The 26052-nt window shown below is 65.1% G+C and carries 26 protein-coding genes and 2 tRNA genes; 17 read left to right on the top strand and 11 right to left on the bottom strand.

What is annotated here, in order from left to right; translation table 11 throughout:
• Positions 1 to 96: 96 nt before the first annotated feature.
• The 7 genes from B5E42_RS04270 to B5E42_RS04240 form a co-directional block, all read right to left on the bottom strand.
• Positions 97 to 315, bottom strand: coding sequence for an AbrB/MazE/SpoVT family DNA-binding domain-containing protein (locus tag B5E42_RS04270; protein WP_204244373.1), 219 nt, complete (start codon positions 313 to 315; stop codon positions 97 to 99).
• Positions 316 to 394: 79 nt separating this feature from the next.
• Positions 395 to 1117 carry an RNA polymerase sporulation sigma factor SigE gene (gene sigE, locus B5E42_RS04265; protein WP_087236979.1) on the bottom strand — a complete coding sequence of 241 codons (723 nt, stop codon included), beginning with the start codon at positions 1115 to 1117 and terminating at the stop codon, positions 395 to 397.
• A gap of 27 nt (positions 1118 to 1144) precedes the next feature.
• Complete coding sequence (locus tag B5E42_RS04260; RefSeq protein ID WP_087236977.1) at positions 1145 to 2002, bottom strand: sigma-E processing peptidase SpoIIGA; 858 nt, start codon at positions 2000 to 2002, stop codon at positions 1145 to 1147.
• 132 nt (positions 2003 to 2134) lie between these two features.
• Positions 2135 to 2476, bottom strand: a complete 342-nt coding sequence (locus B5E42_RS04255) for a DsrE family protein (RefSeq protein ID WP_087236976.1) — start codon at positions 2474 to 2476, stop codon at positions 2135 to 2137.
• An 18-nt stretch (positions 2477 to 2494) separates the two neighbouring features.
• Entirely contained in the window at positions 2495 to 3367 is an 873-nt protein-coding gene (locus B5E42_RS04250; RefSeq protein WP_087236974.1) for a radical SAM protein, read from the bottom strand.
• On the bottom strand, positions 3364 to 4422 hold the full coding sequence (gene hisC, locus B5E42_RS04245) for a histidinol-phosphate transaminase (protein ID WP_087236972.1): 1059 nt from the start codon (positions 4420 to 4422) through the stop codon (positions 3364 to 3366). Before hisC ends, B5E42_RS04250 begins: the two co-directional genes overlap by 4 nt.
• Complete coding sequence (locus B5E42_RS04240; protein ID WP_087236970.1) at positions 4419 to 4610, bottom strand: DUF951 domain-containing protein; 192 nt, start codon at positions 4608 to 4610, stop codon at positions 4419 to 4421. The genes hisC and B5E42_RS04240 overlap by 4 nt, the downstream gene beginning before the upstream one ends.
• Before the next feature lie 171 nt (positions 4611 to 4781).
• On the opposite strand from B5E42_RS04240, the gene B5E42_RS04235 reads away from it, so the two are divergent.
• The 5 genes from B5E42_RS04235 (at position 4782) to B5E42_RS04215 (ending at position 10999) form a co-directional block, all read left to right on the top strand.
• On the top strand, positions 4782 to 5714 hold the full coding sequence (locus B5E42_RS04235) for a S1 RNA-binding domain-containing protein (RefSeq protein WP_343214174.1): 933 nt from the start codon (positions 4782 to 4784) through the stop codon (positions 5712 to 5714).
• A gap of 116 nt (positions 5715 to 5830) precedes the next feature.
• Entirely contained in the window at positions 5831 to 6604 is a 774-nt protein-coding gene (locus B5E42_RS04230; RefSeq protein WP_087236967.1) for an AIM24 family protein, read from the top strand.
• Positions 6605 to 6768: 164 nt separating this feature from the next.
• Positions 6769 to 7389 carry a TetR/AcrR family transcriptional regulator gene (locus B5E42_RS04225; protein ID WP_087236965.1) on the top strand — a complete coding sequence of 207 codons (621 nt, stop codon included), beginning with the start codon at positions 6769 to 6771 and terminating at the stop codon, positions 7387 to 7389.
• 105 nt (positions 7390 to 7494) lie between these two features.
• Positions 7495 to 9264, top strand: a complete 1770-nt coding sequence (locus B5E42_RS04220; protein WP_087236963.1) for an ABC transporter ATP-binding protein — start codon at positions 7495 to 7497, stop codon at positions 9262 to 9264.
• A gap of 4 nt (positions 9265 to 9268) precedes the next feature.
• A complete protein-coding gene (locus B5E42_RS04215) occupies positions 9269 to 10999 on the top strand; it encodes an ABC transporter ATP-binding protein (RefSeq protein WP_087236961.1) in 1731 nt (576 codons plus the stop codon).
• 81 nt (positions 11000 to 11080) lie between these two features.
• Here the strand turns inward: B5E42_RS04215 and B5E42_RS04210 are convergent, their stop codons facing one another.
• Both B5E42_RS04210 and B5E42_RS04205 read right to left on the bottom strand, forming a co-directional pair.
• Positions 11081 to 12922, bottom strand: a complete 1842-nt coding sequence (locus B5E42_RS04210) for an ABC transporter ATP-binding protein (protein ID WP_087236959.1) — start codon at positions 12920 to 12922, stop codon at positions 11081 to 11083.
• Entirely contained in the window at positions 12891 to 14651 is a 1761-nt protein-coding gene (locus B5E42_RS04205; protein WP_087236957.1) for an ABC transporter ATP-binding protein, read from the bottom strand. Before B5E42_RS04205 ends, B5E42_RS04210 begins: the two co-directional genes overlap by 32 nt.
• Positions 14652 to 14879: 228 nt before the next feature.
• Between B5E42_RS04205 and B5E42_RS04200 the strand changes: the two genes are divergently transcribed.
• The 5 genes from B5E42_RS04200 (at position 14880) to B5E42_RS04180 (ending at position 18684) form a co-directional block, all read left to right on the top strand.
• Positions 14880 to 14956: transfer RNA gene (locus B5E42_RS04200), tRNA-Arg, on the top strand.
• A gap of 66 nt (positions 14957 to 15022) precedes the next feature.
• Positions 15023 to 15436 carry a hypothetical protein gene (locus B5E42_RS04195; protein WP_087236955.1) on the top strand — a complete coding sequence of 138 codons (414 nt, stop codon included), beginning with the start codon at positions 15023 to 15025 and terminating at the stop codon, positions 15434 to 15436.
• Positions 15433 to 16287 (top strand): DNA/RNA non-specific endonuclease, encoded by an 855-nt coding sequence (locus tag B5E42_RS04190; RefSeq protein WP_087236953.1) that lies wholly within the window; start codon positions 15433 to 15435, stop codon positions 16285 to 16287. The genes B5E42_RS04195 and B5E42_RS04190 overlap by 4 nt, the downstream gene beginning before the upstream one ends.
• Before the next feature lie 79 nt (positions 16288 to 16366).
• Entirely contained in the window at positions 16367 to 18487 is a 2121-nt protein-coding gene (locus tag B5E42_RS04185) for an ATP-dependent helicase (protein WP_087236951.1), read from the top strand.
• A gap of 121 nt (positions 18488 to 18608) precedes the next feature.
• Positions 18609 to 18684 (top strand) — tRNA-Thr (locus B5E42_RS04180).
• A gap of 171 nt (positions 18685 to 18855) precedes the next feature.
• Here B5E42_RS04180 and B5E42_RS19490 read toward each other — a convergent pair.
• Positions 18856 to 19275, bottom strand: a complete 420-nt coding sequence (locus B5E42_RS19490) for a site-specific integrase (protein ID WP_242967009.1) — start codon at positions 19273 to 19275, stop codon at positions 18856 to 18858.
• On the bottom strand, positions 19276 to 20010 hold the full coding sequence (locus tag B5E42_RS19485; RefSeq protein ID WP_242967008.1) for a site-specific integrase: 735 nt from the start codon (positions 20008 to 20010) through the stop codon (positions 19276 to 19278).
• Between the two features lie 826 nt (positions 20011 to 20836).
• Between B5E42_RS19485 and B5E42_RS04170 the strand changes: the two genes are divergently transcribed.
• The 7 genes from B5E42_RS04170 to B5E42_RS04140 all read left to right on the top strand — a co-directional run bounded on the left by B5E42_RS04170 (position 20837) and on the right by B5E42_RS04140 (position 26047).
• Complete coding sequence (locus B5E42_RS04170; protein WP_087236949.1) at positions 20837 to 21505, top strand: Crp/Fnr family transcriptional regulator; 669 nt, start codon at positions 20837 to 20839, stop codon at positions 21503 to 21505.
• A gap of 265 nt (positions 21506 to 21770) precedes the next feature.
• Positions 21771 to 22085 carry a (2Fe-2S)-binding protein gene (locus B5E42_RS04165; RefSeq protein WP_087236947.1) on the top strand — a complete coding sequence of 105 codons (315 nt, stop codon included), beginning with the start codon at positions 21771 to 21773 and terminating at the stop codon, positions 22083 to 22085.
• Positions 22082 to 23179 carry an NAD(P)/FAD-dependent oxidoreductase gene (locus B5E42_RS04160; RefSeq protein WP_087236945.1) on the top strand — a complete coding sequence of 366 codons (1098 nt, stop codon included), beginning with the start codon at positions 22082 to 22084 and terminating at the stop codon, positions 23177 to 23179. Before B5E42_RS04165 ends, B5E42_RS04160 begins: the two co-directional genes overlap by 4 nt.
• Positions 23179 to 23643, top strand: a complete 465-nt coding sequence (locus B5E42_RS04155; RefSeq protein WP_087236943.1) for a 4Fe-4S dicluster domain-containing protein — start codon at positions 23179 to 23181, stop codon at positions 23641 to 23643. Before B5E42_RS04160 ends, B5E42_RS04155 begins: the two co-directional genes overlap by 1 nt.
• On the top strand, positions 23643 to 23936 hold the full coding sequence (locus tag B5E42_RS04150) for a (2Fe-2S)-binding protein (RefSeq protein WP_087236940.1): 294 nt from the start codon (positions 23643 to 23645) through the stop codon (positions 23934 to 23936). The genes B5E42_RS04155 and B5E42_RS04150 overlap by 1 nt, the downstream gene beginning before the upstream one ends.
• Positions 23927 to 25105, top strand: a complete 1179-nt coding sequence (locus tag B5E42_RS04145) for an FAD-binding oxidoreductase (protein WP_087236938.1) — start codon at positions 23927 to 23929, stop codon at positions 25103 to 25105. Before B5E42_RS04150 ends, B5E42_RS04145 begins: the two co-directional genes overlap by 10 nt.
• A gap of 27 nt (positions 25106 to 25132) precedes the next feature.
• On the top strand, positions 25133 to 26047 hold the full coding sequence (locus B5E42_RS04140) for a dihydrodipicolinate synthase family protein (protein ID WP_087236936.1): 915 nt from the start codon (positions 25133 to 25135) through the stop codon (positions 26045 to 26047).
• Positions 26048 to 26052: the final 5 nt, after the last annotated feature.

The following is a 26052-nucleotide window of genomic DNA, read 5'->3' as shown; positions in this document are numbered from 1 at the left end:
ATTATTAGTATTACTTTTCTTACTTATATCACTTCCAGTCTCTCTTGTCAAGCCAAAAAAGCCGCGCTCTTCGGCGCGGCTTCTGGTTTCTTTCCTCTACCCCTCTCCCCCGGCAAACACCTCGGCAAAGATGGGGTCGGCCTTCTCAAAGGTCTGGAGGGCAATGCCCCGGTTCACATCCGCCAGCAGCAGCAGGGTGTCGCCGGGCTGAATGCCGAACAGCTCCCGCGCTTCCTTGGGAATGACAATCTGCCCCTTGGGGCCCACCTTGACGGAGGCCAGGTACTTCCCCTCCGGCACGGCCATTTTTTCCATCCGAATCCCTCCTGTATGGATTACATTTCTCTCTAATGGGAATCGTAGCCCATTTCCAACCATTTGTCAACAGCGGGACTCACAGCATCTTCAGGATCTCCCGCTTCAGGCGGTTGATGATGCGCTTCTCCAGCCGGGAGATGTAGGACTGGGAGATGCCCAGCTGGTCGGCCACCTCCTTCTGGGTGCGCTCAGGCCGGCCGTCCAGGCCGAAGCGCATGGTGATGATCCGCCGCTCCCGCTCCTCCAGCTTCTCCAGGGCGTCGGAGAGGAGCTGGCGATCCACGTCGGCCTCGATGGGCTTCATGACCACGTCCCCCTCGGTGCCCAGGATGTCGGACAGGAGCAGCTCGTTGCCGTCCCAGTCGGTGTTCAGCGGCTCATCGAAGGACACCTCACTTTTCAGGTTGGCGGTCTTGCGCAGGTGCATGAGGATCTCGTTCTCAATGCACCGGGAGGCGTAGGTGGCCAGCTTGATGTTTTTGGCGGGCTGATAGGTGTTGATGGCCTTGATGAGCCCGATGGTGCCGATGGAGATAAGATCCTCGATGCCCACGCCGGTGTTCTCAAACCGGCGGGCGATGTACACCACCAGGCGGAGGTTGCGCTCGATGAGCTGGCTCTTCACCCCCTCGTCGCCCCCGTCCAGCCGGGCGATCAGCTCCGCCTCCTCATCCTTGGAGAGAGGGGGCGGCAGGGTGTCGCTCCCCCCGATGTACATGATCTTGCCCGGCAGCCTGAGCCCCAGCCGGGCCAGGATCCGCTGCAGCGCCGCATACCACCGCAGTTTCCAGCTCTTCATATCCGCACCCCCGCACTCCGTGTTGATTTATGTACCAATCAGCGCGCTGTAGCCGCCCCCGTCGGTGAGGGGGGTGGGCGACAGGGCCAGCAGCAGCCGGCCGTAGTCCTCCGTGCCCACCTTCGCCCCGTCCAGCCGCAGGGCCAGCAGCATGCCGCACTCCACCCCCACCGCCCGGTAGGGCAGCAGGCGGCACCGCCCCTGCCACCCCTGGCGGCCCAGCCGCTCCAGGGCGTCCACCGGGCGGCGCAGCTCCTCCCCCGACGGGGCCTGCCCGGCGGGGAAAAGCCTGGCCACCTTCTCCCCCTCCGCCACCATCACCGGCCGGCCGGTGGCCGGGTCGGTGAGAGTGTTGCCCGTGTCCACCAGGGCGGTGAGGGCCACCCGCCGCCCCTCCAGGGTGAGCAGGACGGGCGCCAGCTCCCGCCGGGCGGCGGTGTGCCTTGCCGTCCGCTGGAGCACCAGGGTGATGAGCACATAGCACCCCGCCGCCGACAGGAGGATGAGCCGCAGATCCATGGCGGAGTACAGAATCCCGCTGCGCAGGGTGAGCCCCTGGCCGCCCAGCAGCTGGAGGGCAAAAATCCCGCCCCCGAAGGCGGCGGACACGGCGAAGAACACCAGCCCCACCCGCAGCAGGTGCCGGCTGCGGCCGTAGCCCGCCAGCAGAGCCAGCACCGCCGCCGCCAGCTTGCACAGGGGGTGAAGGAGGAAGCCCATCCCCGGCAGGAAGGCGGCGGCGGCGTAGCCCGCGCCCACGGCGGCGCCCAGGGCCAGCCAGCCCCGGCGGAGCACCTCGCCGCACAGCCGTCCGGCGGCCAGCAGCAGCAGGTAGTCCACCACGAAGTTCAGCAGGAACAGCTCATCCAGATAGATCACCGTCATCCCGCTTCCCCCTCCCGGCCGGCCCGCCACGTCCCATTATAGAGGCCCCCGTCCACAAAAAAGGTCAGATCCGGGACAGGGCAAAAAAGAAGCTGACAGGCAAAATGCCTGTCAGCTTCTTGTATAAACCCGTCAGACGGTGAGCAGGGGCGCCCTGGCCTTCAGCAGCTCGGTGAGGGGCGGGCCCCAGGAGATGACCTCCAGCCCCATGTCCCGCAGCTGTTCCTCCACGCCCAGCTCCCGGGCGCAGGTGATGCAGGCGGAGAACTTCACCCCCTGATCCATGGCCAGCTGGATGCGCTCTTTCACCCCGGTGTCCCGGGCGGCCAGGCGGGCGGTCTCCCCCCAGAGGATCACCGTCACCCGCTCCCACCAGCCCCGCACCAGGCTGTTCACCGCATACATCATGACCATCTTGTCGAACACCACCGGGTCGGCGTTTGTCCACAGGATGTGCAGATGGTTGTCTTCCATGTTCCTCTTCCTTTCCTCTTACAGGCCCCGCCACTGCTCGGCCCGCACGCCCCGCTCCCCCGCCAGGGCCTGGTCGATCAGGGTCAGCAGCCGCCCCCTGTCCTCGGGCAGGCCGCCCTTCAACGGCAGGTAGTTGGAGGCGTGGTCGCTGGTGAAGTGGAGGGGATTGACCTCCAGATGCTCCAGCAGCAGCCGGGTCTCCTCCAGGGCCTCCCGGGCGGTGAGGAGCTGAAACGCCCCCCGCTCCACCGCCCGGCCCAGCACGGTGCCCCGCTCGGGGATATAGGTCAGGGCGGACAGGTGGCGGGGCCCCATGGCGTTGATCATGGCCGCCGTGTCTAGGGCGTGGGCCCGGGAGGCCGTCCCCGGCCCGGCCAGGCCGATGAGCACCATCACCCACACATCGAAGCCGGCGGACACCAGGCGGCGGCCCGCCTCCAGCATGCCCGCGGCGTCCACGCCCTTGCGCACCGCCTTCAGCACCGTGTCGCTGCCGCTCTCCACCCCCAGGTAGAGCCGGGCCAGCCCCGCCTCCCGCAGGGCCTTCAGCTCCCCGGCCGTCCTGGCCAGGGTGCTCACCGGCCCGGCGTAGGCGTTGACCCGCTCCAGGGAGGGGAAGGTCTCATAGAGCTTTTTCAGCACCGCCAGAAGATCGGCGGTATCCATGGCCACCGCGTCCCCGTCGCAGAGGAATACCCGGTTCACGTCCCCGTAGGCCGCCTTCGCCATGGCAATGTCCTCGAAGATCTCCTCCAGGGGGCGCACCCGGTAGCGCTTGTCCTTATACATGCCACAGAAGGTACAGGCGTTGTGGGAGCAACCCACCGTGACTTGCAGCAGGTAGCTTTTCCACTCCCCCGGCGGGCGGTAGATGTTCCCCTCGTATCTCACGGCACCAGCTCCTCCAGGGCGCTCAGCAGGGCGTCCATCTCCCCGTCGGTGCCCACGGTGATGCGCAGGTGGTTGGAGATGCGGGGCCTGTCCCACCAGCGCACCAGGATTCCCCGCGCCCGCAGGCCGTCCAGCAGGGTCTTGGCCGCCACCGCTGGGTGGGAGACAAAGAGGAAGTTGGCCGCCGAGTCCGCCACCTGGAAGCCCATGGCCCGCAGGGCCGCCGTTGTCCGCGCCCGGGTGGCTATGATCTTCTCCGCCGTCTGGCGCAGATAGTCCGGCTCCGACAGGGCCCCCGCCGCCCCGGCCAGGGCCAGCCGATCCAGGGTGTAGGAGTTGAAGGAGTTCTTCACGCTGTGGAGGGCGGCGATCAGGTTCCCGTCCGCCAGGGCATAGCCCACCCGCAGGCCCGCCAGGGCGCGGGACTTGGACATGGTCTGCACCACCACCAGGTTGGGGTACTCCCCCACCAGCTCCGCGGCGGAGGCGGCCCCGAAGTCCACATAGGCCTCGTCCACCAGCACCACCGCCCGGGGATTCCCCTCCAGCAGGGCGCGGACGGCGTCCAGGCCCACCGCCTGTCCGGTGGGGGCGTTGGGGTTGGCGATCACCACGCCGCCGTTCCCGCCCAGGAGGGGCTCCAGCGGCAGGGAGAAGTCGTCGTTCAGGGGCACCTCCCGGTAGTCCAAGCCGTACAGCTGGGCGAACACCGGGTAGAAGCTGTAGGTCACGTCGGGAAAGAGGATCTCCCGCCCCGGGTCAAAAAAGGCCTGGAAGCACAGGGCCAGCACCTCGTCGGAGCCGTTGCCCACGAACACGTTTTCCGGCCGCAGGCCGTAGGTCTCCGCCAGGGCCTGCCGCAGAACGCCGCACTCCGGGTCGGGGTAGAGCCGCAGGGTGCCGTCCGCCGCCGCCCGGATGGCCGCCAGGGCCGCCGGCGCGGGGGGATAGGGGTTCTCGTTGGTGTTGAGCTTGATAAAGGTCTGGCCCTGGGGCTGCTCCCCCGGCACATAGGGGGTCAGGCTCCTGGCCCGCGCGCTCCAAAATTCCTTCATTCCGTCCCCTCCTCCCGCAGAATCTTCCGGATGCTCTTTTCCGCCTTGCTCCGGGGCAGCATGACCTCGTGGCCGCAGCCCTCGCAGCGCAGGCGGAAGTCCATGCCCACCCGCAGCACCAGCCACCGCCGGCTGCCGCAGGGGTGCTCCTTTTTCAGTTCCAGTACATCGCCCACGTGAATGTCCACGCGCCGCGCCCCCTTCTCTCCGCGCGGCCGGGCCGCGCGCTTTATTTGTGTAAAGCATCAGATGTCTATATTATAAATTCCCGCTCCGCCCCTGTCAATTCAACCGGAGGGGGCGCATATAGTGGTTGGGTAAGAAAAAAGCGCCTGGAGCCGAGAAAGGATTTGGTCATATTGACGAGCCGCTATCCGCCCGAGGGGCGTCTGCTGCATACACCGGAAAACGAGGCCGCCTGCGCCTCCGCCGGCACACTCCGCCGGGCCATGGAGGAGAAAACCGTCCTGGAGGGGGTGGCCCAGCTGTGCGACGAGGGCCACAATCTGCTGGTGACCGTGGGGCCCTTCACCGGGGTGATCCCCCGGGAGGAGGCCGCCCTGGGCATCGCCGAGGGCACCACCCGGGAGATCGCCATCCTCTCCCGGGTGGGCAGGCCGGTGTGCTTCACGGTGGAAGCCCTGGAAGAGGAAAACGGCGCCCTCCGCCCCCGGCTCTCCCGCCGCCGGGCCCAGCGGGCCGCCCTGGACGCCATGCTGGCCGGGCTGCGCCCCGGCATGATCATCCCCGCCGTGGTCACCCACCTGGAGCCCTTCGGCGCCTTTGTGGACATCGGCTGCGGCGTGCCCTCCCTGATCGGCATTGAGAACATCTCGGTCTCCCGCATCCCCCACCCGGGCCAGCGGTTCCGGGTGGGGCAGGCCGTCTATGCCGCGGTGCTGGATCTGGATCCCCGGGCGGAGCGCATCTACCTGACCCACCGGGAGCTGCTGGGCACCTGGGCGGAGAACGCCGCCCGGTTCCAGCCGGGCATGACGGTGCCGGGCATCGTCCGGGGCGTCAAGGACTACGGGGCCTTTGTGGAGCTCACCCCCAACCTGTCCGGCCTGGCGGAGCGGAAGGCGGGCCTGGCGGAGGGGCAGCGGGTTTCCGTGTACATCAAGGCCATCCTGCCCGAGCGGATGAAGATCAAGCTGCTGGCCATCGACACCCTGCCGCCCCTGGACGGCCCCGCCCTGCTGGAGTATTTTATCACCCAGGGCCGGCTGGAGAAGTGGAAGTACGCCCCGCCGGGCTGCGTCAAGGTGGGGGCGGAGACCATTTTCGCCTGAGAAGGGCCCGGGAGTGCGCTTTTCCGGACTTGCGGTTTTATTTCGGAGTCGGTATAATAGAGGCAGCACAGCGCATACCCCAGACTGAAACAACAGATTTTTGGAGGTGCTGTCCCATGTATCAGATTTCCAATTTCACCGACAACGACGATGTCAGGATCCTTTCGGAGCTGGGCGCGTTCCAGGTGCTCGAGTACCAGCGGGATCTCAGCGTGACCCCCGGCTCAGCGGCCACCGCTTTCTACAGCGCGCAGATGAACGTGCGCAAGCGCCAGCTGGTCTGTGATCTCAGCAAGGCCGAGGTGACCATCCAGGCGGGCGCCATGCAGTGGATGCTGGGCAACGTCAACGCCACCACCGGCATCAAGGGGGTGGGGGATTTCCTGGGAAAGGCCGTCCGCGGCAAGGCCACCGGCGAGTCCGCCATCAAGCCGGAGTACACCGGCGACGGCCTGCTGGTGCTGGAGCCCACCTACCGCCACCTGATCCTGATGGACGCCGCCCAGTGGGGCGGCTCGGTGGTGCTGGACGACGGCCTGTTCCTGGCCTGCGAGTCCACCCTGCAGCACAAGGCCGTGATGCGCTCCAATTTCTCCTCCGCCGTGGCCGGCGGGGAGGGGCTGTTCAACCTGAGCCTCAACGGCAGCGGCATTTTCTGCATCGAGTCCGACTGCCCGAAGGAGGAGCTCATCGAGATCACCCTCCAGAACGACGTGCTGAAAATCGACGGCAACTACGCCATCGCCTGGAGCAACAGCCTGAACTTCACCGTGGAGCGCTCCGGCAAGAGCCTGATCGGCTCCGCCGCCTCCGGCGAGGGCCTGGTCAACGTGTACCGGGGCACCGGCAAGGTGCTGATGATGCCCACCGCCAAAATGCCCAACATCTGAATGAACCGATTGCGCGGACAGCCCCGGCCGATATGGCCGGGGCTGTCCATATATCCCGATATCCCGTGCCGCTGCCTAAAAATGTCCCGCCGCCCTTGACAGCGGCGCCGCCGTCTGTTACAATATAACAGCGTTATATAACACCGCTATACCGAGGTGATCCCATGACGGAGCAGCAGCCCACCACCCTGGAGCGCATCCACCTGGCCGCCCGGGCGGAATTTCGGGAGAAGGGCTTCCCCTCTGCCTCCCTGCGGAGCATCGTCAAATCCCTGGGCATGACCACCGGCGCCTTCTACGGCTACTACCCCAGCAAGGAGGCGCTGTATGAGGCCCTGGTGGGCCCCCACTACGACTATCTGATCCGCCGCTTCCGGCAGGCCCAGAGTGAGTTCGCCCACCTCCCCCACCACCGGCAGCCGGACGAGCTGGGCAGCTTTTCCGGCGGCTGCATGTTCGACATGCTCCACTACGCCTACGCCCATCTGGAGGAGTGCCAGCTGCTGCTGACCGCCTCGGAGGGCACCCGCTTTGCCGGGCTGGTGGACGAGATGGTGGAAATCGAGGTTACAGCCACCCACGACTACATGGCCGTCCTGGGGGAGCTGGGCCGCCCCGCCCCCCGCCTGGATCGCCGGCTGGAGCACATCCTGATCACGGGCATGTTCCGCACCTTCTTTGAGCTGATCCTCCACGCCATGCCCCTGGAGGAGGCGGAAAACTACCTGCGGCAGATGCGGGACTTCTACACTGCCGGCTGGCTGGAGGTCATGGGCCAGTCGTAGGGCGGCACGAACCACGAAAAAGCGAGGGACACAACCTGTCCCTTTCTTTTTGAACGATAGTTAGTTTATACTAACTATCGAGCACACGGAAAAGGAGGAATTGCATTGAAGAAACCATCCAATCTGTCGCGGCTCCTGGACTACGCCGGCGGGCACAGATACCTGACCTACGCGTCCTGGGTGCTGTCGGCGGCCAGCGCCCTGCTGGCCCTGATCCCCTACTGGTACATCTGGCGCCTCATGGGGGAGGTGCTGGCCGCCGCCCCGGACTTCTCCCGGGCCCGGGGCCTGGCCCATAACGGCTGGATGGCGGTGCTGTTCGCGGTGCTCGCCGTGCTGGTGTACATCGCGGCGCTCATGTGCTCCCACATGGGGGCCTTCCGCATCGCCAGCAGCCTTCGCATCGAGGCCATGCGCCACATCGTGACCCTGCCCCTGGGGGCGGCGGAGCAGTTCGGCAGCGGCCGCCTGCGCAAGATCGTCAACGAGTCCAGCGCCGCCACCGAGACCTACCTGGCCCACCAGCTCCCCGACCGGGCGGGGGCCATCGCCACCCCCATCGGCCTGCTGGTGCTGCTACTGGTGTTCGACTGGCGGCTGGGCCTGCTGAGCCTGGCCCCCGTGGCCCTGGGCTTCCTCATTATGATGGCTATGACCGGGCCCCGGATGCAGCAGAAGATGAAGGAGTACCAGGACGCCCTGGACGACATGTCCAATGAGGCGGTGGAGTACGTCCGGGGCATCCCGGTGGTCAAGACCTTCGGCCAGACCATCTTCTCCTTCAAGAAGTTCAAGGACTCCATCGACCGCTACAAGGTGTGGGTGATCGCCTACACCAAGCAGCTGCGCCTGCCCATGATGTGCTACACCGCCGCCATCAACGGGGTGTTCGCCTTCCTGACCGCCGGGGCGCTGGTGCTCACCCGGAACGGGGTCACCAGCCAGTTCCTGCTCAACCTGATTTTCTACATCATCATCACGCCGGTGATCTCCGTCACCCTCACCCGCATCATGTTCCAGAGCGAGAACGCCATGATCGTGGACGACGCCCTCCAGCGCATCGACAGTGTGCTCAGCCTGGCTCCCCTGCCCGAGCCCGCCCGCCCCCGGGAGCCCCGGGACGGCTCCGTGGAGCTGAGCGACGTGTGCTTCCGCTACGGCGGCGGGCCGGAGGTGCTCAGGCACGTCACCCTCTCCATCCCCGCCGGTACCACGGCGGCCTTTGTGGGCCCCTCCGGCGGCGGCAAGACCACCCTGGCCCAGCTGATCGCCCGCTTCTTCGACCCCCAGAGCGGCGTGATCCGCATCGGCGGCGTGGACGCGCGGGACATCGCCAAGGAGACGCTGATGAACACGGTGTCCTTCGTGTTCCAGGACAGCAGGCTCATCAAGGCCTCCATCCTGGACAACGTGCGGCTGGGGCGGCCGGAGGCCACCCGGGAGGAGGTGCTGGCCGCCCTCCGCAGCGCCCAGTGCGGCGACATCCTGGAAAAGCTGCCCCAGGGGGTGGACACGGTGATCGGCGCCAGGGGGGTGTACCTCTCCGGCGGGGAGCAGCAGCGCATCGCCATCGCCCGGGTGATGCTGAAAAACACCCCGGTGATCATCCTGGACGAGGCCACCGCCTTTGCCGATCCCGACAACGAGGCCAGGGTACAGGCCGCCTTCGCCCGCCTGGCCGAGGGCAAAACCGTGCTGATGATCGCCCACCGCCTGTCCACCGTCGCCCATGTGGATCAGATCTTTGTGGTGGAGGAGGGCCGCATCGCCGAGCACGGCTCCTATGACCAGCTGCTGGCCCGGGACGGCCTCTTCCGCCGCCTGTGGGACAACTACCAGACCTCCACCCAGTGGAAGGTCGCCAAGGAGGGATGAAACCGTGATTCAGAAGCTGCAGCGGAAATACGCCCTGTCCGAGCAGGGCGCCAGGGATCTTATCAAGGGCTGCATCGCCTGCGTGCTGCAAAACCTGTCCTTTATGCTCCCGGTTGGGCTGCTCTACCTGCTGGTGGGGGAGCTGCTGGGCGGCGGGGTGGCCGCCGGGCGGGTTCCCTTTTACATTGCGGGGTGTGCGGCCTGCGTGGGGCTGATCTTTTTGACCACCTGGCTCCAGTACAACGCCACCTATCTGGCCACCTATGTGGAGAGCGGCGTGCGCCGCATCACCCTGGCCGAGCGGTTGCGGAAGCTCCCCCTGTCCTTCTTCGGCAAGAAGGATCTGGCGGATCTCACCAGCACCATCATGGCCGACTGCACCTTCCTGGAGCAGAGCTTCTCCCACTTTGTCCCCGAGCTGGCCGGGGCCATCTGCTCCACCACCCTGGTGGCCGCGGGGCTGTTCTGCATCGACTGGCGCATGGCCCTGGCGGCCCTGTGGGTGCTGCCCGTGTCCTTCGCCATCGTGGCCGGCTCCGCCAGGGTGCAGGAGAAGCTGAACCAGAAGGCCATGGACGCCAGGATGGCCTGCGCCGACGGCATCCAGGAGTGCATCGAGACGGTGCGGGATCTCCGCTCCAACAACGCCGAGGGGGCCTACCTGGCGGGGTTGGAGGAGAAGATCCGGGCGGTGGAGCGGCGGAGCATCATCAACGAGTTCGGCCTGGCCGCCTTCGTGGTGTCCGCCTCCCTGATCCTCAAGCTGGGCATTGCCACGGTGGCCCTGACGGGCTCCCTGCTGCTGGTGCAGGGCGGCCTGGACGTGCTCACCTTCTTCCTGTTCCTGCTGGTGGTCTCCCGGCTGTACGACCCCCTGCAGGGCGCCTTACAGAACCTGGCCGCCGTGATCAGCACCCGCACCAACGTGGCCCGGATGAACGAGATCCTGGATCACCCGGTGCAGCAGGGCTCGGACACCCTCACCAACCGGTGCTGCGACATCACCTTCGACCACGTGGGCTTCTCCTACAACACCGGGGAGACGGTTCTGAAGGACGTGTCCTTCACCGCGAAGCAGGGGGAGGTCACCGCCCTGGTGGGCCCCTCCGGCGGGGGCAAGACCACCGTGTCCCGGCTGGCCGCCCGGTTCTGGGACGCCGACCGGGGGAGGATCACCGTGGGGGGCATGGACGTGTCCAAGGCCGACCCGGAGGCCCTGCTCTCCCTCTACTCCATCGTGTTCCAGGACGTGACCCTCTTTGACAACACCATCCTGGAGAACATCCGCATCGGTCGGAAGGACGCCACCGACGCCGAGTGTATCGCCGCCGCCCGGCTGGCCAACGTGGACGAGTTTGCCGAGAAGCTGCCCGGCGGGTGGAACACCGGGATCGGGGAGAACGGCTGCCAGCTCTCCGGCGGTGAGCGGCAGCGCATCTCCATCGCCCGGGCCTTTCTGAAAAACGCCCCCATCATCCTGCTGGATGAGGCCACTGCCTCCCTGGACGTGGAAAACGAGTCCCTGATCCAGAGCGCCCTGTCCCGGCTCATCCGGGACAAGACGGTGCTGGTGATCGCCCACCGCATGCGCACCGTGGCGGGGGCGGACAAGGTTGTGGTGCTGGAACACGGCGTGGCGGCGGAGCAGGGCTCCCCCGCCGAGCTGATGCAGCAGGGCGGCATCTACGCCCATATGGTGCGCACCCAGGCCGAGAGCCAGCGCTGGGCCCTGTGACGCCGCGCCCCCGGCTTTCCCCGGGAAACAGACAATCCCGGCCCCGGAACTGTGCTCCGGGGCCGGGATGCTTTTCGGCGGTCAGCTCAGCTCGAACATGCCGTTGTAGAGCTGGTAGTACTCGCCCTTCTGGGCCAGCAGGGCCTCGTGGCTGCCCCGCTCCACCACCTGGCCGTGCTCCAGCACCAGGATGGCATCGGCATTGCGCACGGTGGACAGCCGGTGGGCGATGACAAACACGGTGCGCCCCTCCATCAGCTGATCCATGCCCTTCTCAATGAGGGCCTCGGTGCGGGTGTCGATGGAGGAGGTGGCCTCGTCCAGGATCAGCACCGGCGGATCGGCCACGGCGGCCCGGGCGATGGCCAGCAGCTGCCGCTGGCCCTGGGACAGGTTGGCGCCGTCGGCGGTGACCGGCGTGTCGTATCCCTGGGGCAGGCGGCGGATGAAGGAGTCGGCGTTGGCGATGCGGGCGGCCCGCTCAACCTCCTCCCGGGTGGCGTCCAGCTTGCCGAAGCGGATGTTGTCCGCGATGGTGCCGGTGAACAGGTGGGTGTCCTGGAGGACAATGCCCAGGGAGCGGCGGAGATCGTCCTTTTTGATGTCCCGCACGTCGATGCCGTCGTAGATCACCCGCCCCCCCTGCACGTCGTAGAAGCGGTTGATCAGGTTGGTGATGGTGGTCTTGCCCGCGCCGGTGGAGCCCACGAAGGCGATCTTCTGCCCCGGCTCGGCGTAGAGGCTGATGTCCTTCAGGATAGGATGGCCGTCCTCATAGCCGAAGTCCACGTGCTCAAAGCGCACGTCCCCCCGCAGGGGCGTCAGGGAGCCGTCCGGCTTCCGCCAGGCCCAGCGCCCGGTTTTCTCCCCGCAGGGAACCAGCCGTCCGCCCTCCTCCTTCACGTTGACCAGCACAGTCCGGCCCTCGTCCACCTCGCCGGGCTGATCCATGACCTCGAACACCCGCTCGGCGCCCGCCAGGGCGGCCAGCAGGAAGTTGGTCTGCTGGGTGAACTGGTTGATGGGCATGGCGGCCTGCCGCACAAAGACCAGATAGCTGGCCAGGCTGCCCACGTCGGTCATGCCGTTGATGGCCATGATGCCCCCCAGCACCGCCACGATGGCATAGTTAATATAGGAGATGGTGACCACCGCGGGCACCATGGTGGCCGCATAGCCCTGGGCTCCGGTGCCCGCCCGGCGCAGGGTCTCGTTCTTCGCCCGGAACTCCTCCAGGCTGGCCTCCTCGTGGTTGAACACCTTCACCACCTTTTGGCCGGCCATCATCTCTTCGATGTAGCCGTCCAGCTCCCCCAGGCTGGCCTGCTGCTTCGTGTAGTATGCCTTGCTCCGCTTCCCGCTGAACCGGACGTAGCCGAACATGACGACGTAGCACACCGCCACCACCAGAGAGAGCTGCCAGTTGAGAATAAACAGCATGGTCAGGGTGCCCGCCACCTGGATAAAGCTCTGGATCACCATGGCGAAGCTGTTGTTCAGCGCGTCGGAGATGGTGTCCACGTCGTTGGTGAAGTAGCTCATCACGTCCCCGTGGCGCCGTGTGTCGAAGAAGCGCAGGGGGAGGGTCTGGAGGTGGGCGAAGAGATCCCGCCGGATGTCCCGCAGCACCTTCTGGGCGGCCTTCACCATGATCTGGGTATAGCCGTAGGCGCACACCGCCCCCAGGCCGTAGATGCCCGCCGTCACCGCCACGCCGCGGATGAGATCCCCCACCTGGCCGCCCGCCAGGGAGTTGACCACGGGGCGGATCATATAGGTGCCCAGCAGGTTGGCCAGGGCGCTGACAGACACCAGCACCGCCACCGCCAGCAGGAGGAGCTTGTGCCGCCCCAGGTAGGACAGCAGAGTGCGCAGGGTGTACCCCAGGTGCTTAGGCTTTTTTGCGCTGAGCTGACGGGCCATGCTCCTCCCCTCCTTTCATCTGGGATGCGTAGATCTCCTGGTAGATCGGGTCGGATTCCAGCAGGCTCTCATGGGTGCCCACGGCGTGGATCCGGCCGTCCTCCAGGATGACAATCTGGTCGGTGTTCATTACCGAGGTGATGCGCTGGGCGATGATCAGCTTGGTCACGTTGGGCAGGGCAGACAGGGCCGCGCGGATTTGGGCCTCGGTGGCGGTGTCCACCGCGCTGGTGGAGTCGTCGAAGATGAGCACCTTGGGGCGCTTGAGCAGGGTGCGGGCGATGCACAGCCGCTGCTTCTGCCCGCCGGAGACGTTGACGCCCCCCTGCCCCAGATCGGTGTCCAGGCCCCTGGGCATCCGCTCCAGGAACTCGTCGGCGCAGGCCGCTCTGCAGGCCGCCCACAGCTCCGCATCCGTGGCGTCAGGATTGCCCCACTTCAGGTTGCCCCGCACGGTGCCGGAGAAGAGCACGTTTTTCTGGAGCACGATGCCCACCGCGTCCCGCAGGGCGTGGAGGTCGTATTCCCGCACGTCCCGGCCGCCCACCTTCACCGTGCCCTCGGTGGCGTCGTACAGGCGGGGGATGAGCTGCACCAGGGTGGTCTTGGCCGAGCCGGTGCCCCCCAGGATGCCCACTGTCTGGCCCGCCGGGATGTGGAGGTTCACACCGGATAGGGCGTACTCCTTCGCCCCGGCGTGGTATTTGAAGGAGACGTTTTCAAAGTCCACGCCGCCGTCGGGCACCGCCTCCGCCCCGCCCTCCGGGGAGGTGAGCACAATGTCCTCGTCCAGCACCTCCAGGATGCGCCTGGCGCTGGCCAGGGAGCGGGTGAGCAGCAGGAACACGTTGGAGATGAGCATCAGGGAGTTCATGATCTGGAGCACATAGCTGAGCACGCCGGTGAGCTCCCCCACCTGGAGGCTGCCGGCCAGGATCATGTTCCCGCCGAACCACATGAGCAGCACGGTGGAGGTGTACATCACCAGCTGGAAGGCGGGCAGGTTGAGCACCGCGTAGTGGAAGGTCTTCTGGCTGGTGTCGGTGAGCTCGTCGTTGACGGCGGCGAACTTCTCCTCCTCATACTCCCCCCGGACAAAGGCCTTCACCGCCCGGATGGCGGTGAGCCCCTCCTGCACCACGTTGTTGAGCCGGTCTACCGCCTTCTGCAGGCGGCCGTACATGGGGGCCACCCTGCGCACCACCCAGAAGAGGATCACCCCCAGCACCGGGGTGCACACCAGAAAGACCAGGGCCAGCTCCGCATTCATCCACATGGACAGGCCGATGCCCATCACCAGCATCACCGGCGCACGCACCAGCGGCCGCAGCCCGCCGTTGACGGCGTTCTGCAGCACGGTCACGTCGGTGGTCATGCGGGTGACCAGGGAGGAGGTCTCAAAGTGATCCAGGTTGGAAAAGGCGTAGTTCTGCACCCGGGCAAACTGCTCCTCCCGGATGCGGGCGCCCCAGCCATAGGCCGCCCGGGCGGCAAACCGGGCGTAGAGCAGGCCCGTGATCAGCGCCAGCAGGGCGCATATCCCCATCTGCACCCCCTTGTGGAGAATAAAGGGCACATCCTGCTGCGCCACGCCCACGTCGATGATGTCCGCCATGAGCACAGGGATCACCAGCTCAAAGGCCGTCTCCACCAGCACCAACAGCGCCCCCAGAATCAGATCCCTCCGGTAGGGCCCCAGATAGCCCAGCAGCCGCTTCAAGTCCCCCACCGCGGCCTCCCTCCTTTTCCGTTTCCCGACCCGCCGCGCCGCGCGGCCCGGTCAGCAGTGATTGTCCTTATTATAAAGCACCCGGCGGGATTGTCAACCGGCGGCGGCAGGGCCACCGGGGAGCGGATGAAAAAATTTCAAAAATATTCGAATTTCCTCTTGCATTTCGTCGGCGGCTGTGATAATATAATTGAGCCGTCGTTGAGGCGGTTCCGTTTGAACGGATATGCGGCTGTAGCTCAGCTGGATAGAGTGTTTGGCTACGAACCAAAAGGTCGGGGGTTCGAATCCCTTCAGCCGTACCAAAAAGGCAACTGCTTCGGCAGTTGCCTTTTTGTTTCCACCCAGATATGCAGGCGGGAGGTGCCGGGATGATTCCCATCGTATGCGTGGATGACGGCTGGGGCATGGCCTTCGGCGGCCGGCGGCAGAGCCGGGATCGGGAGGTAAGCGCCCGCGTGCTGGCGGATGCGGCGGGGCGGCCGCTGTGGTGCGCGCCGTCCTCCCTGGCCCTGTTCGGCCCCGGGGCGGAGGGGCATCTGACGGCGGCGGAGGACTTCCTGAACCGGGCGGGCCCGGGGGAGCTCTGCTTCGTGGAGGGCCGTCCCCTGCTGCCCTGGCTGGAGCGGATGGAGGGGCTGGTGCTCTACCGCTGGAACCGGCGCTACCCCGCCGATGTGTACCTGGACATACGGCCGGAGCCGCCGGGGTGGCGGCTGGTCAGCCGGGAGGAGTTCTCCGGCAGTTCCCACCCACGCATTACCAAGGAGGTCTACCAACGATGAAACGAGTCCTGCCTCTGCTGTTCCTGTTCGTCCTGCTCCTCACCGGGTGTTATGATGAGGAGGCCGCGGTTCCCGCCGTCAGCCTGGATGAACTCCCCGCCTATGCCGGAGAGCCCTATGTGGCCGTCAACGGCAACCAGCCCTTTTTCACCGAGGACGAGTACACCACCGAGGCCTTTGAGACCTACAGCGAGCTGGACGGGCTGGGCCGCTGCGGCCCGGCCTGGGCCTGCGTGGGGACGGAGCTGATGCCCACCGAGGATCGGGAGAGCATCAGCTCGGTGACCCCCTCCGGCTGGATCAACGTGGAGTACGACGGCCAGTACCTCTACAACCGCTGCCACCTGATCGGCTTCCAGCTCACCGGCGAGAACGCCAACGAGCGCAACCTGATCACCGGCACCCGGTACATGAACGTGGACGGCATGCTGCCTTTTGAGAACCTGGTGGCCGACTACGTGAAGGAGACGGACAACCACGTGCTCTACCGGGTGACCCCCATCTTTGAGGGGGACAATCTGGTGGCCGGCGGCGTGCTAATGGAGGCCCTCAGCATGGAGGACGGTGGGGAGGGCGTGTGCTTCAACGTGTACGTCTACAACGTCCAGCCCGGCGTCACCATCGACTACGCCACCGGGGAGAGCCGGGCCGAGGGGGATGAGGCCCCGGCGGAGGACACCCAGACCCCGGCGGAGACCACCTACATTCTGAACACCAGCAGCAAGAAGTTCCACCTGCCCGACTGCTCCGGCGTGGCCAGCATGAACCCGGCCAACCGGCAGAGCTATGTGGGCAGCCGGGAGGCCCTGCTGGACGAGGGCTACTCCCCCTGCGGTCAGTGCAATCCATAATCCAAAACACGCCCCAAAGGCGGCAGGACTGGCCTGCCGCCTTTTCTGCCATCCACACATCCACAGGAGGACGGATGCCGTGACCTACCCCGAGTTCAAAGCCAAATACGGTCTGCACCCCGACCCCCAGCAGGAGGCGGCCATCCTCTCCGACGCGGGGGCCACCCTGCTGCTGGCGGTGCCGGGCAGCGGCAAGACCACCACCCTGGTGACCCGGCTGGGCTATCTGATCCACTGCCGGGGGGTGGATCCCCGGCAGCTGCTCACCGTCACCTACACCGTGGCCGCCGCCGGGGACATGAAGCGCCGCTTTATCTCCCTCTTCGGGGAGGAGCACGCGGAGGAACTGTCCTTCCGCACCATCAACGGCCTGTGCCAGTCCATCGTCTCCCGCTACGCCCGGCTGCGTGGGGTGGAGCCCTTCGCCCTGTGGAGCAGCGAGGGGGAGCTGAACGCCCTGGTGCGCTGGCTGATGCAGGCCAACGGGGCGGAGTGGCCGGGGGAGCAGGAGGTGAAAGAGGTGCGGGGGCAGATCACCTGCTGCAAGAACGGCATGCTGCGGGACGAGGAGATCCGGGCCGTCCGCATGGACGGGGTGGACTTCCCGGCGGTGTACTTCGGCTACCGCAGCTATCTGGAGGAGCACCGCCGCATGGACTACGACGACCAGTTGGTGTTCGCCTGGCGGGCCCTGCGGAAATACCCGGAGCTGCTGGCCTGGTATCAGCGCCGGTTCCCCTGCCTCAGCGTGGACGAGGCCCAGGACACCTCCAAGATTCAGCACGCCATCCTCAACCTGCTGGCGGCGGGGGGCCACAGCCTGTTCCTGGTGGGGGACGAGGATCAGAGCATCTACGGCTTCCGGGCCGCCTGGCCCCAGGGCCTGCTGGACTTCCAGAAGGCCTACCCGGAGGGGCGTGTGCTGCTGATGGAGACCAACTACCGCTCCGCCGGCTCCATTGTGGAGAAGGCGGATGCCTTCATCCAGCGCAACGGCAGCCGCCACGCCAAGCACATGCGCCCCAGCCGCCCCCAGGGGGAGGCGGTGCGCCATGTCCAGCTGGAGGACTACGGGCAGCAGGCCAGCTACCTGGCCCAGGCGGCGGAGGACTGCGCGGTTCCCACCGCGGTGCTCTACCGCAACAACGACAGCGCCCTGCCCCTCATCGATCTGCTGGATCGGCGGGGCATCCCCTACGCCTGCCGCCAGCGGGAGGGCTTCTTCTTCACCAGCCCGGCGGTGCGGGATCTCACCGACGTGCTCCGCCTGGCCCTGGATCCCACCGACCGGGAGCGGCTGCTGCGGGTGTACTACAAGCTGGAGGTGCGCATCAAGCGGAACGTCCTCCAGGACAGGCTCCGCCGGGTGCCGGAGGGGGCGCCCGTGCTGGACGCCCTGATCGACGGCGGCGGCATCGAGCCCTGGCAGGTTGGACGGCTCAAGGCCCTGCGCACCCACCTGTCCAAGCTGCCCCAGCTGTCCAGCTTCGCCGCCCTCCAGCGCATCGTCAAATACATGGGCTACGGGGACTATCTGTCCAGCCAGGGGGGCGACCGCAGCCGGGTGGACATCCTGCTGGCCCTGGCCCGGCAGGAGCCGGGGGTGGAGGGGCTGCTCCGCCGGCTGGATACCCTGCGTGAGACGGTGGAGGCGGGAAACAGCTCCGGCTGCCCCTTCGTCCTGTCCACCATCCACGCCAGCAAGGGTCTGGAGTACGACCGGGTGTTCCTCATCGACGCGGTGGACGGCATCTTCCCCTCGGTAAACCCCCGGAAGGGGAACGATCTGTCTCAGGAGGAGCAGCGCACCCTGGAGGAGGAGCGGCGGCTCTTCTACGTGGGCGCCACCCGGGCGAAGAAACGGCTCACCCTGCTCACCTGTGCCAACCGCTTTGGGGAGCCTTCCCCGCCCTCCACTTTTGTGGAGCAGTTCCTGGGCCTGCCCGCCTGGAGCAGCCAGAAGCACAAAGAGAAGGCCGCCCCCCGGAAGGAGCCCTCCGCCGCCGCAGTGGCCGCCTGGGAGAAGGACTATCTGCCCGGCACGGCGGTGGTGCACCGCTCCTTCGGCCCCGGGGTGGTGGAGAGCCGGGCCGGTTCCCTGGCGGTGATCGACTTTGGGGACGCGGGGGTGCGCAAGGTGGAGCTCACCGCCTGCCTGCGGCGCAGGCTGATCCGCCTGGCCTCCAGCCCCGGGTTCTGAGGCCGGGCGCCTCTCCCCTCCCCTGCCTCGCTGAATTTCAGGGCGTTGGGACTTGACAACGCCCCTCCGGTATAGTATTATAAAAATCGCCGCTTTGGGCCGAAGCCCCCGGCGGCCGGACGCTGGAATAGCTCAGTCGGTAGAGCAGCTGATTCGTAATCAGCAGGTCGCGTGTTCAAGTCACGTTTCCAGCTCCACAAACCGGCGGAAATCGGATGATTTCCGCCGGTTTTGTCACTTTTTGAGGAAATACGGTGTGGGTCAAAATGTGGGTCAGACTTTGACCCACACCGTGACCCACACGCCGAAATGACCGGAAAGGGCCGGAGAGGACGAATATCCTCTCCGGCCCTTCCTGTTGCTCTGTGTTACAGCACCTGCGCCATGAAATTCCCCATTTTTTCGGCGGCCTTCTCCTGCATCCGCCGGTTGGTGTGGGTGTAGGTGCGCAGGGTGAACCCGGCATCGTAGTGTCCCAGCATGGCGGACACCGTTTTTACATCCACACCGCTCTGGAGCGCCACCGTGGCAAAAGTGTGGCGCAGATCGTGAAATCTGACATACTCCAGCCCGGCATCCTTCAAGATCTTCTTGTGGAGGTTCACGATGGAGTCCGGGTGGTACATGCCGCCGGTCTTGGGGGATGGAAACAGATAGGGGCTCTCCGGGTGCCGCTGGTGCTCCTGTACCAGTAGCTCCACCGCCTCCCTGGGGATGGAGATCTCCCGGACGGAGTTGGACGTCTTGGGCTGGCAGACGGTCAATTCTCCCTGGGCGTTCCGCCCCACCTACTTGTTCACCGAGATAGTGCCGTGTTCCACATCCAAGTCGGTCCAGAGGAGGGCGGCCAGCTCGCCCTTCCGGATGCCGCTGACCAGCTCCAGGTAGAACAGGGTCAGCACACCCCGCCGCTCCGCCGCCTCCAGGTAGGCCCTCATGTCCTCCGGCTTCAGGGTTCTCATCTCCTGCCGTTGGAGCCTGGGCACAATGCAGTCCTCAGCCGGGTTGTGGAGAAGCAGCCTCTCCTTCACCGCCCGGTCCAGGGCACTGTGGAGCATGGTGTGGACGCCCCGGATGGTGGAACTGCTCAGGCCAGGGTGTTTGGTCTTCTGCGCGGCTCTGCGGCGGCCGTTCTGCTGCAGCTCCCGGTAAAGGTTCTGAATCTGCCGGGTGGTCAGCTGGTTGAGCTTGACCTCCCCGATGTAGGGGATCGTGTGCAGCTCAATACCCCGCCGGTAGTACTCCGCTGTGGAGAACCGCAAATTGGGCTTGGCGTAGATTTCAAACCACAGCCTCAGCCACTCCGACACCGTGTATTTCCCGGCCCTGGCCACGTCCAGGCTGCCGGCTTCCTCAATGGCCTTTTTCAGCTTCGCTTTGACCTCGGCCTGGGTCCTTCCCAGCACGTTCTTGATAATCCGCTTGCCGGTATCCGGGTGGTATCCGGCGGTGTACCGGCCCTCCCAGCGCCCATCGCTGCGCTTGCGAATATTTCCCTCGCCATTGGCCCGCTTCTTGGCCATATTGTTCGCCTCCTTCGCAGCACCACACAATACCGCAGAAGGAAGAAAATAGCCACCCCAAACCCGCAGAGTTAACAGATCCTTATCATTTGGCCGCACCTGGAGCTCTCTTTGTCAACAGCATCGCATTTCTCTTTGCTTTACGGCGCAAATTTTGCGTTCTCAGTCCACAGCGTCGGCCAAAAAGGCCGGAATCGGCTGGGAACACTGGCTTTCCCAAAACCACCGACCACCTGAAACCGCCGACTGTGGCGAAAAGGTGCACCTTCCTCGAAAACCGGAAAAGCCCCGCACTGTGGGGCTTTGTGGCCGGGAGGTGGACGCTTGCGACCACCTCCCTTTATCCTAGTACGAAAATCGAACGCCCCAAACGGCCCGAAACGGGGCCCACGGAGGCGTTCTTTCTCTGAATTTTCATGTGGGCGTGCTACTTCAATCGGCGTATCCTGTGTGTTTTCCCTACCCCACTCCCGAAAGCGGCACACATGGCTGACACGGCCGCGACAGGGGCCTTCCTGTGGGCATCTGCCATCTCACACGGAGTGGGTGCGGACCACATTCTCCTCTTCCCTGCGGCTTTCTCGACATCCCCCGGGCGGTGCTTCTGGTATTTTTATCACTATACAGATTGAATTATGCGGCTCATTCAAAGTACATCCACAGTTGGCTTAGTTTTTAAGACTATTGGGGTACCATACCAGATCTGCTCGTCCGGACAGAATAACGGCGCAAAACCGCATTGCCTTTTGACGGTTAAGGGTGTAAACTTATGACCATGGAATCATGCATTTCTGGCATCCCTGCCCAGGAGAGGAGTTGTGATTTTATGGCGTTTGCCTATTCCAGCTTCACCCTTCCAAACGGAATGGACAGCGAACTGGAACAATTTATTCAGAAGCACGGTACCATCATCCTGTTAGCGCCCAAAACAGTTTTTTGCAAAATTGGTGAGAAGATCGGAGGCGTGTACTATATCGCGGAGGGGCGAACCAGCCACTACATCATCGGGCAGAACGGCGGCGAAAAGCTGCTCTACACCCTGTCCAAGGGGTGGTTCTTCGGCGAGGCGGTCAATTTTTTGAATGAGCCCAGCACGGTGATCTCCAAAGCGGATCTCCCCACAACCCTGTACCGGCTGGATCACGACACGTTTCTCCGCCTAACGGACGAATCCCCGCTCTTCCGAAATGCGGTACTGATGGAGAGCGCTAAAAAGACGCTGATCATGCGGCATGAGATCGAAAATATTACCTTTAACTCCTATAGGGATCGCCTGATCAAGCTCTTCCTGGTGGCCGCCGACCGCACTAGGCTGATCGACGGCCAATGGTATGACCAACGGGTACATTACAGCCAGAGCGACCTCAGCGTCATCATCGGCAGTTCCCGCATCACAGTGTCCAAGCTGCTGGGGGAGCTCTGCGATGAAGGTGTCATTCGGATGCTGAATCGTAGGATTCAGATAAATGCCAGACTGAACCCGGAGGACTGGTGAGTATTTAGGCAAATCTAACAAAATTCAACCGGTCAGTTTCATCAAACCGCTTTATTTGTAAGCTGTTTTACAAAATATATTTGGTCAACTTGTTTACAGGTTGCTCGTCAAAGGCCGATTGGCAGTGTAAGATAGGGTCCATCAAGGGGGACGACCTATCCTGCACTGCCTTTCTTTTTCGTTCAGCATGCAGCTCCCCCGCGGGGCGCGCTGGTACGCCCAGCCAGATCGTCCAATACCACGTTTCGAGAATAGGAGGGTCTTTATGAGAGTCGAGCAGCATCCCATCCTGGAGGTGGGCCGGCAACCGGACACCTACATCCTCTATGAGGGAAAGAAAATCCCGGCCGTCACCGGAGAGCCCATCGCGGCGGCGCTCATCGCCGCCGGGGTGCGCCCCCTGCGGTACACGGCCAAGAACCACACCGGCCGCAGCATTTTCTGCGGCATCGGCCGGTGCAACGACTGCAAAATGATCGTCAACGGCGTACCCAACACCCGCACCTGCGTGACCCCCGTGGAGGAGGGCATGACGGTGGAGACCCAGTACGGACTGGGCGGAAAGGAGGAGCAGGCGTGAGGGAGGTCGAAATCCTGATCATCGGCGCGGGCCCGGCCGGCCTGTCGGCCGGCATCGCGGCGGCCCGCCGGGGGGCCAAGGTGCTCATCATCGACGAGAACCAGCGGCCCGGCGGCCAGCTGTTCAAGCAGATCCACAAGTTCTTCGGCTCCCGGGAGCACAACGCCGGCGTGCGGGGCTTCCGCATCGGCGAGCAGCTGCTGGAGGAGACGGAGCAGCTCCAGGTGGAGGTGCTGCTGGGCTATCCGGTCTACGGCATCTTCGACGACCACCTGGCCCTGTACGGCAGCGCCGACGGCGTCCAGACCGTCAAGGCCAAGAAGATCATCATCGCCACCGGTGCCAACGAGAACAACCTCTACTTTGAGGGCTCCACCCTGCCCGGTGTCATGACTGCCGGCGCGGCCCAGACCATGGTGAACCTGCACCACGTCCAGCCCGGCTCCCGGGTGGTGATGGTGGGCTCGGGCAACGTGGGCCTGATCGTCTCCTACCAGATGCTCCAGGCGGGCATGGACGTGGTGGCCGTGGTGGAGGCCGCCCCCGCCATCGGCGGCTACGGCGTCCACGCCAACAAGCTCCGCCGGGCCGGCGTGCCCTTCTACCTGTCCCACACCATCAACCGGGTCACCGGCGAGGGGGGCGTGCAGAAGGTGGAGCTGGTGGAGCTGGACCACTTCCAGCCCGTTCCCGGCACCGAAAAGGTGCTGGAGGCCGACACGGTGTGCATGGCCGTGGGCCTGACTCCCATGATCGAGCTGGCCAGCATGGCCGGCTGCCAGCTGGCCGAAATCCCGGCCCTGGGCGGCGTGATTCCCCTCCACGACGAGGACATGCGCACCAGCAATCCGGACGTGTACATCGCCGGGGACATCTCCGGTATTGAGGAGGCCAGCACCGCCATGGAGGAGGGCCGCCTGGCCGGCACCGCCGCCGCGGAGGCTCTGGGCTATGTGCCTGCCGGCGAGGCCGCGGCGGAGAAGGAGGACATCCGGGCCCGACTGGCCTCCCTGCGCTCCGGCGAGTTCGGCCAGAAGCGGGCGGACGCCAAGGCACAGATTCTCAACTACTATCATCAGGGAGGGAAGCAGTGATGGAACACACCCCCGGAATCCCCACGCCGGAGCGGCTGGAACGCGGCCCGGTGGCCTGCATCGAGTGCGTGCAGTGCATCCCCTGCAACCCCTGTGAGACGGCCTGCCCTCAGAAGGCCATCACGGTGGGCGCTGAGATCACCGCCCTGCCCAGGCTGGACGCGGACAAGTGCAACGGCTGCGGCATCTGCATTACCCGCTGCCCCGGCCTGGCCATCTTCAATCTCCACAAGAACTACAGTGAGACCACATCGCTGGTCAGTTTCCCCTATGAGTACGTGCCCCTGCCGGAGCCGGGGGCGTCCGTCCGCTGCACCAACCGGGACGGCGCCTTCGTCACCCAGGGCACCGTCCACAGCGTGCGGAACGTACCGGCGTTCGACCACACCGCCGTGGTCACCGTTGAGATCCCCAAGGAGTATCTCATGGATGTGCGCGGCATCGACAGAAAGGGGGGGCAGTGATGGTACCCAACGAGGACGACATCTACGTCTGCCGCTGTGAAGAGGTGACGGTGGGCGACATCAAGCGGGCCATTGCGGCCGGTGCCCGCAGCGTGCGGGACATCAAGGTGCGCACCAACGCGGGCATGGGCGTCTGCCAGGGCATGACCTGCCGGAAGAACATCGAGCGGATGCTGCGGGAGGCGAAAATCGACTTCGACGCCTGCTGCACCCACCAGCGTTTCCCGGTCCGCCTGCTGAATGTGGGCGATCTGACCGCCATCACCAGAGAGGAGGATGAGGCATGTCGTTGACAGCAGATGTGATCATCATTGGCGGCGGCGTGATCGGCAGTTCCATAAACTACTACCTGTCCAAGCGGGGCCAGCGGGTGATCCAGCTGGAGCGCAACTATTTCAACAGCGGCGCCAGCGGCTCCTGCGACACCATGATCGCCCCCAACACCAAGGAGCCCAACGAGCACCTGCAGCTGGCCCTGTACAGCGTGGAGCTGTACAAGACCCTCTCCCAGGAGCTGGGCCGGGACATCGAGTATGAGAAGAAGGGCTCCCTGCTCCTCATCGAGAATGAGGACGAGCTGCACATCATGGAGGGCATCGTCAAGAAGCAGAACGCCCTGGGCCTCAACTCCCGCATCATTGACGTGGACGAGACCATGTACCTCCAGCCCGGCCTGAACCGGGACGCCATCGTGGGCGCGTCCTACAGCGAGGTGGACGCCGACGTGAACCCCTTCCGCCTGAACCTGGCTTTTGCCGACAAGGCGGTGTCCCTAGGCGCCAAGGTGTTTACCCACGAGGCCGCCCAGGAGATCCTCCTGCGCAACGGGGCCGTGGCCGGCGTCAAGACCAACCGGGACACCTACTACGCCCCCATCGTGATCAATGCCGCCGGCTCCTGGGCCCCCATCGTGGGCAAGATGGTAGGGCTGAACATCCCCATCAAGCCCCGCCGGGGCCAAACGGTGATCACCGAGGCCGTGCCCCCCTTCGTCCACAAGCTGGTCAACAACGCCCGCTACATCGTGGGCAAGCACCACCCCGAGATGCTGAAGAACAACCACTCCCTGAAGGCCCAGATGGGCATCGCCATCTCTCTGGTCCAGTCCAAGAAGGGCAACATTGAGTTCGGCAACAGCCGGGAGTTCGTGGGCTACGACACGGGCAACACCTACCTGTGCCTCCGGGAGCTGCTGAAAAACGCCACCCGGATCATCCCCGGCCTGAAGAACCTGAACATCATCCGCACCATGGGCGGCCTGCGCCCCTATCCCCCCGACAGCAAGCCCCTCATCGGCTTTGTCAACGGCGTGCCCGGCTTCTTCCTGGCGGCCGGCCACGAGGGCGACGGCATCTGCCTGTCCCCCGTCACCGGCAAGCTGGTGAGCGACCTGATCGTGGACGGCAAGACCGACGTGCCCGCCGCCCCCGGCTTTGACCCCAACCGCTTTGATCTCTTTTAATCATTACTTTTTGAGGAGGAATTTGTTATGATCAAGCTGGAAGGCTCCTTTGTGGCCATGCCCACCCCCTTTACCCCCGACGACAAGATCGACTTCAACGGCTTCGAGACCCTGATCAACCGCCAGATCAAGTACGGCACCAGCCAGATCTTCGTGCTGGGCTCCGCCGGTGAGACCACCCTGCTCACCGTGGAGGAGAAGAAGGCCATCGTCAAAGAGGTGGTGGCCATGACCCGGGGCAAGATCCCCGTGTTCTTCGGCGCCGCCTCCACCACCACCGAGGGCGCCATCGAGATGGCCAAGTACTGCGAGGCCGAGGGCGCCGACGGCGTCATCTTCACCGTGCCCCCCTACGTGCTGGTGAACCAGCGGGCCGCCCGGGATCACCTGGACGCCTGCATGAGCTCCATCGGCATCCCCTGCGGCGTGTACAACAACCCCTCCCGCCTGGGCGTCCACCTGACCCCCGAGACCATCAAGTACCTGTCCGACAAGCACCCCCACTTCGTGCTGGACAAGGAGGCCATGGGCGACTGCTCCCAGCTGGTGCAGGTTCAGGCCCAGTGCCAGGGCAAGGTCAAGATCATGTGCTGCGACTTCCCCAAGTACTCCATCGTCATCCCCACCCTGGCCGTCGGCGGCACCGGCACGGCCAACATCGGCGGCAACATCATCCCCGAGGAGTCCGCTCTCTACTCCCGCCCCTGGACCAGCATGGAGATCATGGAAGACTGCCGCCGGGAGTACACCCACTGGTATCCCCTGCTGAAGATGCTCTACACCTTCTCCAACCCCGTGTGCATCAAGGCCGCCCTGGACATCCTGGGCCTGCCCGGCGGCCACCTGCGCCGCCCCTACGAGGAGTTTACCGGCAAGGGCCGGGACGAGCTGGAGCGCCTGATGGGCGAGATGGGCGTCATCGACAAGTACGGCGTCCGGTAAGCGCC

Source organism: Flavonifractor sp. An10 (genome assembly GCF_002161215.1).
Classification (GTDB): Bacteria; Bacillota; Clostridia; order Oscillospirales; family Oscillospiraceae; genus Flavonifractor; species Flavonifractor avistercoris.
Note: the sequence above shows the minus strand (reverse complement) of the source record. Positions and strands in the feature narration are given on the sequence as shown.